General features: G+C 67.5%; 8 protein-coding genes. 4 read left to right on the plus strand and 4 right to left on the minus strand.

All coding sequences use genetic code 11. From position 1 onward, the window contains the following. Positions 1–11: 11 nt before the first annotated feature. The 4 genes from HH310_RS29800 to HH310_RS29815 all read left to right on the plus strand — a co-directional run bounded on the left by HH310_RS29800 (position 12) and on the right by HH310_RS29815 (position 5863). Entirely contained in the window at positions 12–2270 is a 2259-nt protein-coding gene (locus HH310_RS29800; RefSeq protein ID WP_169179017.1) for a DUF5682 family protein, read from the plus strand. Next, the gene (locus tag HH310_RS29805) at positions 2267–3376 is read left to right on the plus strand and encodes a VWA domain-containing protein (protein ID WP_169179018.1); all 1110 of its coding nucleotides are present in this window, start codon (positions 2267–2269) and stop codon (positions 3374–3376) included. The genes HH310_RS29800 and HH310_RS29805 overlap by 4 nt, the downstream gene beginning before the upstream one ends. Continuing rightward, complete coding sequence (locus HH310_RS29810; RefSeq protein WP_169179019.1) at positions 3373–5295, plus strand: hypothetical protein; 1923 nt, start codon at positions 3373–3375, stop codon at positions 5293–5295. Before HH310_RS29805 ends, HH310_RS29810 begins: the two co-directional genes overlap by 4 nt. Before the next feature lie 109 nt (positions 5296–5404). Continuing rightward, entirely contained in the window at positions 5405–5863 is a 459-nt protein-coding gene (locus HH310_RS29815; RefSeq protein WP_169179020.1) for a DUF6924 domain-containing protein, read from the plus strand. A gap of 122 nt (positions 5864–5985) precedes the next feature. Here HH310_RS29815 and HH310_RS29820 read toward each other — a convergent pair whose 3' ends face one another. The 4 genes from HH310_RS29820 to HH310_RS29835 form a co-directional block, all read right to left on the minus strand. Beyond that, entirely contained in the window at positions 5986–6702 is a 717-nt protein-coding gene (locus HH310_RS29820) for a GNAT family N-acetyltransferase (RefSeq protein WP_169179021.1), read from the minus strand. Positions 6703–6859: 157 nt separating this feature from the next. Then, positions 6860–10144 carry an AAA family ATPase gene (locus tag HH310_RS29825; RefSeq protein ID WP_169179022.1) on the minus strand — a complete coding sequence of 1095 codons (3285 nt, stop codon included), beginning with the start codon at positions 10142–10144 and terminating at the stop codon, positions 6860–6862. Continuing rightward, entirely contained in the window at positions 10141–12183 is a 2043-nt protein-coding gene (locus tag HH310_RS29830; RefSeq protein ID WP_169179023.1) for a hypothetical protein, read from the minus strand. Before HH310_RS29830 ends, HH310_RS29825 begins: the two co-directional genes overlap by 4 nt. Continuing rightward, positions 12180–13295: a hypothetical protein gene (locus tag HH310_RS29835; protein WP_169179024.1), complete on the minus strand. Its 1116-nt coding sequence runs from the start codon at positions 13293–13295 to the stop codon at positions 12180–12182. The genes HH310_RS29830 and HH310_RS29835 overlap by 4 nt, the downstream gene beginning before the upstream one ends. Positions 13296–13328: the final 33 nt, after the last annotated feature.

Below are 13328 nucleotides of genomic sequence, written 5' to 3' on the forward strand. Positions count from 1 at the left end.
ACCCGCCAGCCATGGGGGTCACATTCATCGGCGTTCGCCACCACAGCCCGGCCTGCGCCCGGCTCGTCGCGTCCACAATCGACCGGGTTCGGCCCGCGTACGTGCTGATCGAAGGCCCAGCCGACCTCAACGATCGGATCGGCGAGCTGTTGCTGGGACATGAGCTGCCCATCGCGGTGTTCACGAGCTTTCACGACGAAGAAGGCGGGCACGAGTCGTGGACACCTCTGTGCGACTACTCGCCCGAGTGGGTGGCGCTCAACCACGGCCGCGACGCGGGCGCGGAACTGCGTTTCATCGACCTGCCGGCATGGCATCCAACGTTCGCCGGGCGCAGCAACCGCTACGCGGATGCCGAACTGCGCCACGCCGACGTGATCGACCGGCTGTGCCGCGGCTTCAAGCTCGACAACGCCGACGCGCTCTGGGACCACCTGATGGAGATCGGCCCGGACGATGGCCTCGCCGAGCGGCTCGCCGCTTACTTCGACCTGGTACGCGCTACGGCCGAGGCAGGCGAGCCCGACACCGCGCGCGAGGCCTACATGGCGCGATGGGTGCGAGCCGCGCACGCTGCCGCCGGCGATCTCCCGGTCGTCGTGGTGACCGGCGGTTTCCACCGCCCTGCCCTGGTCGCCGCGTTGGCCGCAGGCGGGGACACGTCGTGGCCGGAGGTTCCCGGGTTGCCCGAGGGTGTACGCGGTGGAAGTTTCCTCGCGCCGTACTCGTTCCGGCGGCTCGACGCCTTCGACGGTTACCAGTCGGGGATGCCGTCGCCCGCGTATTACCAGCAGCTGTGGGAATCGGGCCCAGAGGGCGCGGCAAGGCACCTCGAGGAGGCGGTCGTCTCGCGGCTGAGAGAACGCAAGCAGCCGGTGTCCACGGCGGACCTGATCGCCGCGCGGGCCACCGCAGACGGCTTGGCCGCAACGCGGGGGCACATTCACCCGTCGCGTGCTGACGTACTCGACGGACTGGCATCAGCGTTGATCGACGAAGCTCTGGACGTACCCCTGCCATGGTCGTCTCGAGGCACGCTGCGTGCCAGCAACCACCCTGTTGTGGTGGAGATGGTCGCGGCACTCAGCGGAAGTCGCGTCGGACGCCTGCATCCTGACACGCCCGCGCCGCCGCTGGTGCACGACCTGGACGCTGAGCTCGTGCGGGCCGGCCTCGACGAGCCGGCCGAACTCTCGCTGGACTTGACCCTAGACGACGACCGGGAGCGCAGCCGTATCCTGCACCGGGTGCGGATCCTGGGCGTGCCCGGGTTCGACCGTACGTCCGGACCGGGGACCGGACTCGACCCCATGATGACCGAGCGGTGGACTCTGCGATCGGAGCCGGGCCGGCTCACCGCGGTGATCGAGGCGGGTGCGTACGGCGCGACGCTCGCCGACGCGAGTGCGGCGATACTCGGCGAACGGTCGGCAGGGGCGAGCATCGACACCCTGTCCCGGGTGCTGTTCGACGCCGCGCTCGCGGGTATCCACCAGGTTTCCGAGCAGGCGCTCTCTGACGTCGACGCCACCGTCGCGATGGCCCCCGAGCTCGGCACGCTCGGGCGCGCACTGGCCGTGGTGGTGACCATGTGGCGTCATGACCACATCTTCGGTACCGCCCGCAACGCTACGTTGGGGCGGGTGATCGGCGCCGCCGTGCGCCGGATTCTGTGGTTGGCCGAGGGCGTGCGCGGCGGTGCGGTCCCCGCCGACCTGGGCAGGATCGCCGCGATCGCCGCGTGCCGGGATGCTCTAAGACATGCCGGAACAGCGCTCGGCTTGGATGTCACCGACGCGCTTGAGGTGACCGAGCGGATCACGTCCGATACCACCGCGCCACCGGACATACGCGGTGCTGCGTTCGGTTTACGGTGGGCCCTGTCCAGCCGGAGGGCGCTGGATCCCGTACGGGTCACACGCGGGGCATTCATGGTGCGGACGCTCGGAGACTGGCTCGCCGGACTGTTCGCGCTCGCCCGCGAGGAGGTCCTGCACGCCGAGGAGATCATCGGCCTTCTGGACGAGATGCTCTCGGCCATGCCGGTGGAGGATTTCCTGGTGGCGTTGCCCGCGCTACGGCAGGCGTTCGCGTTCTTCCCACCCCGCGAACGCGAAGCCATCGCCGAGCGGCTGCTCAGGCGCCGGGGCATCCTCGGCACTGGCCGCTCATTGCTGCGCGCCGTCACCGACCCGGCCGTGGTGGCAGCCGGCATGCATCTCGACGAACAGGTCGACACGCTCCTTCAGCGTGAAGGACTGCTCTCATGATCGACCCGGATCTGGAACGCTGGCGGCTCGTGCTAGGTGAGCCGGCTTCCGTTGTCGGGGACCTCAGTGCCGAGGGCACGTCATGCGACGCCGCGCTGGACTGGTTGTACGGACGCGACGTGGAGCACGACGACCGTGACGTACGGCAGGGCGGTCTTGGCGCTTCAGTGCTGACCACCGTCGACTGGCTCCACGACATCAACCGGCTGTTCCCGAGGGAGACCATCGAACGGCTGCACCGTGACGCGGTCGAACGGTATGAGATCACCGACATCGTGACCGACCCCGCGGTACTTGAGGCAATCGAGCCGAGTCCCGCTCTGCTGCGGGCCGTGCTGCAGACCAAGCACTTGATGAACCCGGACGTGTTACGGCAAGGCCGACGAATCGTCGAGGCGGTGGTTCGTGACCTCATGGCGACGATGACCACCCAGATCCGCTCCGCATTCACCGGAACCCGCGCGCGGCGGCCCAGCCGACAGAAACAGGCACGTGACTTCGACGTGACCCGTACGCTACGGGCGAACCTCGGCCACTACCGGCCCGGCGAGCGTCGGCTGTACATCGAGACGCCGCACTTCTTCTCCCGTACTCGCAAACAGGTCGAGCAATGGCAGGTGATCCTGCTCGTGGACCAGTCCGGCTCCATGGTCGACTCGGTGATCCACGCCGCGGTCACGGCTGCCTGCCTGTGGGCATTGCCCGGAGTCCGCACGCACCTGGTCGCGTTCGATACCGAGGTCGTCGACCTGACCAGCGATGTCGACGATCCGGTCGAGCTGCTCATGAGCGTCCAACTCGGCGGCGGTACGGATATCGGACGCGCCGTCCGATACAGCATCAGCCTGATCGAGCGGCCGCGACGTGCCATCGTGGTCCTGATCAGTGACTTCTTTGAGGGCGGTTCGACCCCTGTCCTGGTTCGCGCGGTCCGCGAATTGCTCGATCAGGGCACCAAGGTGCTCGGATTGGCGGCGTTGGACACGCAGGCCACGCCCACATACGACCGGGATACCGCGCAGCGCCTCGCCGACGTGGGCGCGGCGATCGGCGCGATGACCCCGGGCGAGCTCGCGGCGTTCATCGCGCAGCAGGTGGGACGATGAGAACCGATCTGCAGGCTTTGACGGCGGACATACTTGCCGAACTAACCAACCGTGGCTTGGTCAAACGCGCGGCGCGGGATATCGAGAGGATGGCGCTGGCGGTAACCGAGGACGACGCCGGCACGGTTCGTGCTACCTACCCGGACGGGAATACGGCCTCCCTTCCGGTCGGTGAGCTCGACGAAGGAACATGCGGCTGTGGCGCGACAGGGGTGTGCCGTCACCTCGTCGGGCTTGTGCTCGCTTACCAGACGTCGGTTGCGCCGCAGGCATCCGCTGGCAGTCGCTGGTCGCCTGGTGAGTTTAGCGATGACCAGGTGATGACACGGATCGGCGAGCGCGCAATGGCCGCCGCACGGCGGGGTGCGGCCGCGGGCTACGTCGCACGGGTCCATCGCGGGGGGCCAGACAACCCGGTGCCCAGCGTGGAGTTGCCGGCGGCAACCGTCCGTTTCCTCGTGCCGCATGATCTGCGGTTCGCCCGGAGCGACGCGGCCGCTGGGACACGCGAGGACGTGCTGGCTTTGGCGGTGTGGGCGTTCCGGGCCGCCGACGAGCGGGCGCCCGGCACAACCGATGTACACGTGCAGGTCGGCGGCACGGCGGCGCGGGAGGCTACGGCGGGTCTCGACAGCGTCGTGGCACTGGCGGGACGGGTACTGCGTGAGGGCGCGGTACACCTGGACGTGGCACTGACAGCCGACATTGCCGTGGTGCGGCGAGACCTGGAGGCTGCTCGCATGAGATGGCCCTTGCTCGCGGTGGACGACCTCGTCGCACAGCTCGCGGCGTATCGGAAACGCAGCGCCCGTTATCGTCCTGAATCACTCGCTGATCACATCGCCGAACTAGCCGCACGCCGACGGGCGGTGGCGAACGACGGGTCCGCGCTACGCTCCCGGGTGCTCGGTACCGACGAGGCTTCCGAGACGCCGCTGCGCCGCGCGCGTCTCGATGGATTGGGAGCGCGCGTCTCAGCTCTGGGCGGTGAACGGACGGTCGATCTGTTTCTGGCCCACGCGGACAGTGCGACGGTTCTGGTGCTGCGACGTGCGTACGAGACCGAGGATGCTGGTCCGCAGTTGGCTGCGCGGCGTATCGCCGGGGTGAGTGTCGGCACACTCGCCAGTGGCGTCATCGTCACCGAGTCCGCGGTCCGCAGTGCCAGCCGTGCGGTGCGCCTCAGCACCCGCCAGTCCAGCCGTACCGAGGTGATGACCGCCCGGGCACTGTGGCAGGACCTGCCCCGGAACCTGATAGCCGAAGACCTGAGCCGGCTCGCGGACGAGCTGGACGTGTTGCCACCGCGCCCAATCCGGGCTCGCGTCGAGGCGGAAATGATCCGGATCATCCCGGTGGCCGAGGTTCGCTCGATCGAGTACGCGCCGGGTGCCCAGCGCCTCGACGCGGTCATCGCGGACGTTTCCGGGGCCACTGCGGTGGTCTCGACAGTGCACGCCTCCTGGGCGCCCGGCCGTTTGGATGCGGTGGCCGCCGCCCTGAGAGGTTCGGTGCGTTATGTTTCCGGCAGTGTCCGTCACGCCGGCGGCAGTATCTTCATCGATCCGATCGGCTTCGCTGTCGCGGGTGATGTCGTGGTACCCGATCTGCGACCGGCCGACCGAGGTACAGCGCCAGGTGGACCGGCCCGGGTTTTGGCAGATCCGCTCGCGCTGGCACTCGACGAGGCAATGTCGCTGCTCGCTGAACTGGTGCACCGGGGATTGCAGCACACGCCGATGACGATGAACGGACGCCTGCGCGACGCCGCGACACGACTGCGCGGGCTGGGACTGCGTCGCACCGCGGACGCGATAGATACGTTCACCGGTCTGCTCGGGCCCGATCCGGGTGAGGCTGCGGTGACCGCTTGGGTCGACGCCTATCTGCGTCTCAGCCTCGCGGCCGAGCTGCGGTGAGGGGTGGATTCTGGCCAGGATCAGTTGCTTGATGTCGGCTTCGACTCACCTTGTGACTGCCCCGTGCATCCGGCCGCAAGCTCCGGCTACGCGACGTATCCTCGCGTACGTGAACGAACAGATATGGCAAAAGGACGCCAGCGTTTCCCTCGTCATCCGTAGCGATTTCACCCACCCACAGGAATGGGACGAGATTCAGTCGGCGATCGCGGAGCCTCAAACCTACGACAAGTTCACCGCAATGGTCGAATTCGTCGACGATCTCGCCGACGAGGGGCTCACTACGCCACAACTCCTCGAGCTGATGCCCTCGGATGTGGATCATTCCGTCGCATTCCTGGTCGATTCCCTGACGCTTACTCATCCGCACCGGCCGATCCTGGTGATCAACCTTTACGACGGCTCGGAGGATGAGGACGACGGCGAGGAGCCGCAGTACGGTGCCACGTTCCGAGTCGTTCCGTCAGAGATGTGGTCAGTCCAGAACAATCTCGCTTTGTCGAACATGGACTGGAACGATTTTGCCGAGAGCGTAGACGACGACGGCATCTTCCGCGGCTTCCGGTAACACGCTACCTGCGGCGCGGTGGTGACTCCAGACAGAAATGTGTGGAGTCACCACGATACCAAATCCGGCATTATCTAGATCGCAGGGTTGGTTGAACAACGCCAGCCGTACGAGGGGAACGGTCAGAACAACATGAGATTAAATGATCCCACCGTGCGAAAGCCGACGCGGTGGTAGAGCGGCTGAGCGACGGCGCTCGAGGTGAGCGCCGCGGTACGGATGCCCCGTTGACGGGCCAGGTCTATCGCAGCTAGCGTCATCGCCTTACCGACCCCGCGCCGACGCTGGTGCGGCTGAGTGCCCACGAAGTAGAGCGTGAGCAGATTGTGGCTGAACCAGGCGACGGTGGTCCCAGCGATCTTGCCGTCTTCGAAGCGGCCGGCCAGACGGACTACGGTGCCGTCGCCCGAGAACGCCTTCTCCCGCTCGATCGCCACAGGTATCGCATCGGCCGGAATCCCTGAGACTTTCCCGTACGCCGCGACGAACTCCTCCACGTCGGTCGCCTCGGAGATCCGCAACCCATTCGGCACCTTCTCCGGCTCCACATCGTCGACCGCCACCGCCATGATCGGCAATCTGGCGATCAGGACGGCTCCGAGTCCAAGCAGCTGGCTCGGGGTTTCCGGATCACTATCCGGACCGGCCCACCAGATTCGGGGTACGCCGTCGAGCCGCTCCCGGGCCTCGGCGAACGCCTCCTCCTGCGAGCGTCTGGCCACGCGCAGCACACCGTTGAGGGTCGCGTGTCGCACACCGCTACGATAAGTAACAAGCGTCGTGTCATTGGCAGCGTCGATGTTCCAGCCGAGCAGGTACGCGCGATGGGCCGCGAGCAACGCTTCTCGTGATTCCACAGAATTAGTCCCAGGTTCGCTGCGGTCCGGACGAACAGGATTCAGGGTCGCAGATTGGTCGTAGTCGAATTTGCTTTCCTGCGTGAGGTTGACGAAATGATGGCCGCCGACGGCATGCGGGTGGTGGGAAGATGACGACTCACGGCAAAACGTCTTCGACGACCAAGGTTCGCAACTGATCGACGGTTGGGGACACCGAAGATCGGAGCCTTGTCGCTTGCCTGGTGATCGACTCCTCGAGTACCTGACGGGCATACCGTCCGTTGCCGAAGGACCGCGATTTCGGGACCTTCTCGAAACGTTCACGCAAAGCTACCAGGGTATCGCCGGGACATTCGTATCCACTCGACGAGGCCAGCCCCTGGAAGATGCCGACCAGCTCGTCAGCGCTGTAATTGGCGAAGTGGATCCGGCGCGAAAACCGCGAGGCCAGACCCGCGTTGGTGGCGAGGAACTCCTCGATCTCTTCCTCGTATCCGGCGGCGATGACCACCACCTCGTCACGATGGTCCTCCATGAGCTTGACCAGAGTGTCGATCGCTTCTTTGCCGAAGTCCTGCCGGGCGTCCGGTGGTGCGAGGGAGTACGCCTCGTCGATGAAGAGCACTCCGCCGCGCGCCCGGTCGAAAGCTTCACGCGTACGCTGCGCGGTCTGACCGATGTACTCGCCGACCAGATCGGCGCGAGCCACCTCGACCAGTTGCCCCCCGGCCAGCACGCCGAGCGCGGTCAGCAACTGGCCGTAGAGACGGGCCACGGTGGTCTTGCCGGTGCCCGGTGGTCCGGAGAAGACGAGGTGCCGGGAGATCGCGGGTGCAGGCAGGCCGGCGCTGACACGGACGCGGATGTTCGCGAGCAGATCGATGACGTCGGACACCTCCTTCTTCACCGCGTTCAGCCCGATCATTCCGCGCAACGTGCCGAGCAACTGGTCCAGCTCGGCTGTTCGGGCATTTCCCGCCCCTACCCCGCCGCCCGCGGGGGCGCTGAGATCCTGCGCAAGCAGCTGAGCGAGCTCCACTCCGGACGACGATCCGGCCTGCGACAATCGGAACGCCTGCCGGCCGATCATGTCTTCGAACACTTTGCGGGCCACGCGGGCGTTACCGAAGTTGGCGTCGCGCACCATGCCGTCGAACAGTTTGGCCAAAGCCAGGCGTGTGTCGTACTCCAGCGAATAGTGGTGGGTGCTGCACAGCTGTTCCACGATCGTGACGAGTTCGTGGGTCGCGTAGCTCTCGAATTCGATCGTCTTCGAGAAGCGCGACGCCAGCCCGGGGTTTGAGTCCAGGAAGGACCGCATCTGCTGGGAGTATCCGGCGACGATGACCACGATTTCGTCGCGATGGTCCTCCATGAGCTTGACCAGGGTGTCGATGGCCTCCCGACCGAAATCGGGGCCGGTGCCGCCGTCACTTGAGGACAGTGTGTACGCCTCGTCGAGAAATAACACTCCGCCCAGCGCCTCGTTGAACTTCTCGGTGGTCTTTACGGCGGTACCGCCGATGTGTTCCGCGACGAGGTCGGCGCGGGCGACCTCGACCATCTGACCCGTCTTGAGCACGCCGAGGGCCGCGAGGATCCGGCCGTACAGGCGAGCCACGGTGGTCTTGCCGGTGCCCGGAGCCCCGGCGAAGACCATGTGCCGCGACATCGGCGGGGCTGGCAGTCCGGCGGCAGCCCGGCGCAGGCTGACCCGATGCAGGCCGACCAATGTGGCCACCTCGTGTTTGACGCCGGCCAGCCCGACCAGTTTCTCCAGCTCGGCCAGCAGCGGGGTGGCCTCGTCCTCGGCCGAGGACGCTGCGGCTGGCGGCGCCTCCAGGTTCCTGTCGACCGGCTTGGCCGGGGGTTCTGGTGGCTGCTTGGGCCGCTCATCGGAGCGATCGTCAATCTCAAACCCATTTGCCGGTACGGTCAGCCTATAGGGCGCACCGCCATTCCCGGTCAGCTTCGTCGCGCGGACCGTGACCGGCTCAACCGTCTCGACGAGCAGGCCCTCGCCCGAGTTCCCGATCACCTCGGAACCGTCAACCCGCCCCTGTGATCCCGCCGTGAATCGGATTCCCACGCCGTTGCCGTGCACGCGGGTGCTGAGCAAGTCCAGCCGGGCCTCGCGCTGAACCAGGACGCCGGCGTCCCTGGCATTGCCAAGATCGGACTGAAGGACCGCGGCGTGGCTGCCACGGGCGAGCTCCAATGAGTTCACACCGCCGCGCACCGTCGTCTGCTCCATGGTGAGATCGGTGCCGGCACCGGCGATAAGACCTGCGCCGTCGATCCGTCCCCCGCGCACCGTGAGCCGAGCTGCATCGGAGAGCCGCACACCGTACTCGATGGCCCCGACGATCTTGACCTCGTGGAACACCGGATGGGCCGAGTCTCGCACCAGAACCGCATTCTGCCCACCTTGGATGACGGCGCCGTTGATGGTGCCTGTCGCCTGCTGCTCGAACACCACGGCCGAACCGTCCCCGCCGGCCGTCACTCGACCGCCCTGGATCCGCGGCGCCGCCGAACCGGTGACCGCCACCGCCGCCGCGCCGGTGCCGTCGATCTCGGCATCACCGATTTCCCCGGTCGCCTGATCCACCGCGATCAGTCCATGACCGGCCGCGCCGTTGATACGGAAACCTCGCAGAGATGGGCTGGCGTCTCCGGACAGGATCACCGCGTGCAGACCGACGGCTCGGATCTCGCACTCGTCTAGGCTGGGGCTTCCTCCAGTGATCACGACACCCGCGCCGCTGGTGTCGTGGATGGTCGTGCGCGTCACCCGCACGCCGCCGTCGGACTCTACCGCCACCGCCGGACCATCGACCGCACTGATATCACACTCGTCGATGGTGCCCAGCCCGCCCCGCGTCGAAAGCACACCAGCCCCGCGTACGCCGGTGATGGTGCACTGCCGGAACACCGGATCAGCACCACCGGAGATGAGGATCGCTGCGCTGCCCACGTCATGAACGGTGGTCGCCGCGACCGTGCCCCGCGCGTCGTCCTCGATCAGGAATCCCGCCCCTATCGGGTTGCTGACCAGGCAATCACGCATGTCGAATCGGCCGCCCGCCGCGTGCACTGCGACGATGCCGTTGCCGACGATCTGGCAGTTCAGGGCCTGCAGGGCGCCACGCCCGACCTGGACAGCGGGCAGGTCAGCCCGCCCACCGCGCAGGGTCAGCCCGCGAAGGATCGCGGTGCCCGCCGCGGTGAACACGGCCACACCGTCGCCGCCGTCGATGACGACGGTACCCGGCCCCTCCTCAGCGATCAGCGAGACGTCCCGCACCAGCCGCAACTGCTCACGGTACGTGCCCGGCTGGACGACGACGGTGGCACCGGCCGCCGCGCCGGCGATGGCGCCGGCGATGGTGGGGACGCTCGTTGGATCCGTCTGCGACACGGACACCATGCTCTTATTCACGTTTCATACACCTTCGGAGGCAGGAAAGGACGGCCGGCGTCGTCCAGGCCGGGGGCGAAGCTCAGCCGCCCACCGCCCTTGCCGGTTCGAGATACCGCGCGTAGCCGCGCGAGAATCCGTTCGGAGCTGCTCGCACGTCCGGTTAGGTCCTGCAACAGCACCCGCACCGGTTCTTCTGAGCTCGTCCGGTCATCGACCGCAAGCACCTTGAAGCGGCTGCCCGGCTCGAAAATCGCGGTGCCCGCGGCACCGCTGCCGAGACCGTCGAGCCGGTGCGCGCTGACCGACCAGACGGCATATTCCACCCCGGGCGCCACAGGTCCCGCAGCCAAGTCGACGTCGATAAATGCGGGCTCAGTGAGTACGTCGCCCGGCCGGTAGCCGCGGATCAGCTCCACGTCGGCCGGACCGGCCCGGAAGACCGGGCCGAGCACCACCGGCAGCCGGCGGAGGCCGTACGCGGCGCACCGGGCCAACACCAGGACACGCTCCGCATCATCGGCCGAACCGGCGCCACGCAAAGCCTGATTCACCACGTCACGCTCTTCCGCGTGATATGCCCGCACGCCGACCAGTCCCGTGGCCAGGTCCGCGAAAGCACCGATTGAAGCCCGTAGCCCGGGCGACTCAGCCAGCGTCCGCGAAACGACTCGGGCGTGGGCGTCATATCTGCCTTCCAACGCCAGCCGCAGCGCCGTACGGTCGATGACCGCCTGGTCGATGTCGGCTTCCGTGAGCCAGCGCGGTGAACCGGTCGGCGGGAGCGGGGTCACGGAAACGCCGATCGGCGCCGGGGTTGGGCCGGGTTCCGGGTCTGCTGAGACGGACTCGGCCGGCGGCGCGGGCTCGGCCGCTCGGAGGGGAGCGGGTGCGACCCGCGGGATAGGGCCGGTCGCCTGTACGGGGGTCGGCTCGGCAAGCGGGGCCGGTGCCTGCTTCACCGTCACCGACACGACGGTGGGTGCGGGGACCATCAGGCTTGCCGGCATCGGATCCGCGGCCGGCACCGGACTTGGATCCTCGTCGCCTTTCGGCTTTCGAAGCGCCGGCAGCGCGACGACGTTCGACGGCGGCAGAAGCGGTACCCGCGTTCGTCCGAACACCCCGTCGGCCGGCGGTTCCGCGTGCGGGTCGGGACTGGTCTCGGCAGTTCCGTAGATCACCCCGGTAGGGGTACCCGCGCGGGCGTCCCCGCTGACCCGCACCACTCCGACCGCGGGTCTGGCTTGCGGTACGTTTGCGGTGGCGCGTTGTGGCATTGCGATCACGCCGGTGTCGTCCGACAGGATCATCGCCGTGGTCGGGAACGCCTCCGGTTGGGCCTTACGTCGACGGGGTAGCGCGGGCCAGCCGACGGCAGGAATCTCGGACATCTCAAGCCAGCGTTGCGGCGCGAGTAGGACGGCGACCTGCGGGCCCAGCACCACCGGTTCGACCATTGTCGTGACAGGTCGCCCGTCGATCGCACCGGCCCGGCGCGACGGTCTGGCCGGAACGGGTGGTAGCACGTCGCCCACGACACGTACCCGCGGCGTGTCACCTCGTCGCGGGCTCCACTGGTGGAAGGCGCCCATGGTGCGGAGCAAACCGGTCACGGTGCTGTGTACCTCCGCGTCGGCGGTGAACACCGGGGTACGCAGGGCGTCGGCCAGACCTCCGAACAGCAGTTCCGCAGTTTCCTCGCTCACGACTGAGCCGCCGGTCAAAACCACTATGGGCTGCGGGATCGGGGAACGCACCGCCGCGATCATCCGAGCGAGTGAGCCGGGCGCGAGAAGCTGAGCACCGACTCGGAAGACGCTGGCTTCCACGCGGACTTCGACGACGAACCCGGCGAGTAGCGGGCCATCGTCGATCCCGGGCTCGTCCAGGAAAGACCAGCCCACGGCTGTGCGTCGGCCGGGCACATCCTTGTCTGAGGGGGCCGCGGTCGCGGGCCGCGGAACGCCTACTGTGCGAGCCGACGGCAGCCAGACGACGTCCGGGCGTTCACCCGGCACCGGAACGATCCCACCCTCCTCGACGCTTAGAAACCTCACGACTGCTCACCATCACTGCCGGCTGGGGGCTGCTCAGGGCCCGGCCCGTAGAGAACATTCAATGCCCGGTGCCGCGCCACCGCGTCGACCGGCGGGGGCCGATAGTCGTTGGCACGGATTTCGTCCAGCAGATCCGGGTCTGGGGCCAGCCCGTATTCACGGAGGTAGTAGCCGGCAGCGTCGGTCCAAATGCATCGGCCGTCGGTGCGGAAAGTGACCGGCACCACTGGACCACGCCCCGGGTCCAGTACGTCCGGGTCGAGTTCCGATGTGGCCAGTAGCCGAGCACCGTCCTCGAGGTAGCTCGCCACCTTCTCCCGCTCGATCTCGACGAGGAGGGGATGCGCCGGATGGAACCCCGGCCCTCCCTCCTCGGTGAAGGTGTCGAACACGCGTGTGAGCACTACTGGCGCCGGAGGGGCCGCAGTCCATAGCAGAGCCGAAAAGGCGAGTGCGATGCGCTGGTAGGTTGGCAGGTCATCCGGGTTTGCGAAGGCTTCGACCTGAGGGTCGATCTCCCCAGCCAGTTCGAGGGCGTCCTGCAGCCTGACGGCGAGCTCGGGCGGCGACAGCTCGTCCTCGGCTTGGAGCAGGTAGATCCGGCGGGGCCGAGGCCATGGCGTGTCGATGCCTGGGAAGCGCCAGGCGCGCCACAACGCGACAGGCCCAGCCCCCGCGACCGCGAGCCCCTCGACCGCCGAAGCCACCTCGGCGTCAACGTCATCGCTCGCTCCGGGCCCGTAGTACGGAATGGTCAGGTCGAGGCTGTACGGCACCTCGTCGCGGTGCCGTTCGAGCACTTCAGGGCTGACCGGTGCGAATCCGTAGAACGGCGGCTGGTCCGCCTCAGATTGCTCGATACCAGCCAGCAGCTCGATGTCCGCACCGGCGTCGGTGACGGTTTCCATCAGCAACGCCAACTCCGTCTCGGTCAGGGTGACTCGCGCCGCGTTGACGGCGAACGCGAGCGCCTGAGTGATCAGCACGAACTCCTCGGCGGCAAGCCAGCGCCGCGCTTCGGCGATCAGCTCGTCCGAGAGGCGACCCGCCATCCGCAACAACAGCCGGTGAAAGGCTTCCATCCGGTGCTGGACTTCTACTACCTGGACCATCGAACTTCTCTCCCGCTCGGCTACTGTTCCCGC

Origin of the sequence: Actinoplanes sp. TBRC 11911 (genome assembly GCF_012933445.1) — a bacterium.
Taxonomy (GTDB): domain Bacteria; phylum Actinomycetota; class Actinomycetes; order Mycobacteriales; family Micromonosporaceae; genus Actinoplanes.

Coding starts and splice junctions, on each gene's coding strand:
- HH310_RS29800 (WP_169179017.1), top strand. CDS start 12: ATGGGGGTCACATTCATCGGCGTTCGCCACCACAGCCCGGCCTGCGCC.
- HH310_RS29805 (WP_169179018.1), top strand. CDS start 2,267: ATGATCGACCCGGATCTGGAACGCTGGCGGCTCGTGCTAGGTGAGCCG.
- HH310_RS29810 (WP_169179019.1), top strand. CDS start 3,373: ATGAGAACCGATCTGCAGGCTTTGACGGCGGACATACTTGCCGAACTA.
- HH310_RS29835 (WP_169179024.1), bottom strand. CDS start 13,295: ATGGTCCAGGTAGTAGAAGTCCAGCACCGGATGGAAGCCTTTCACCGG.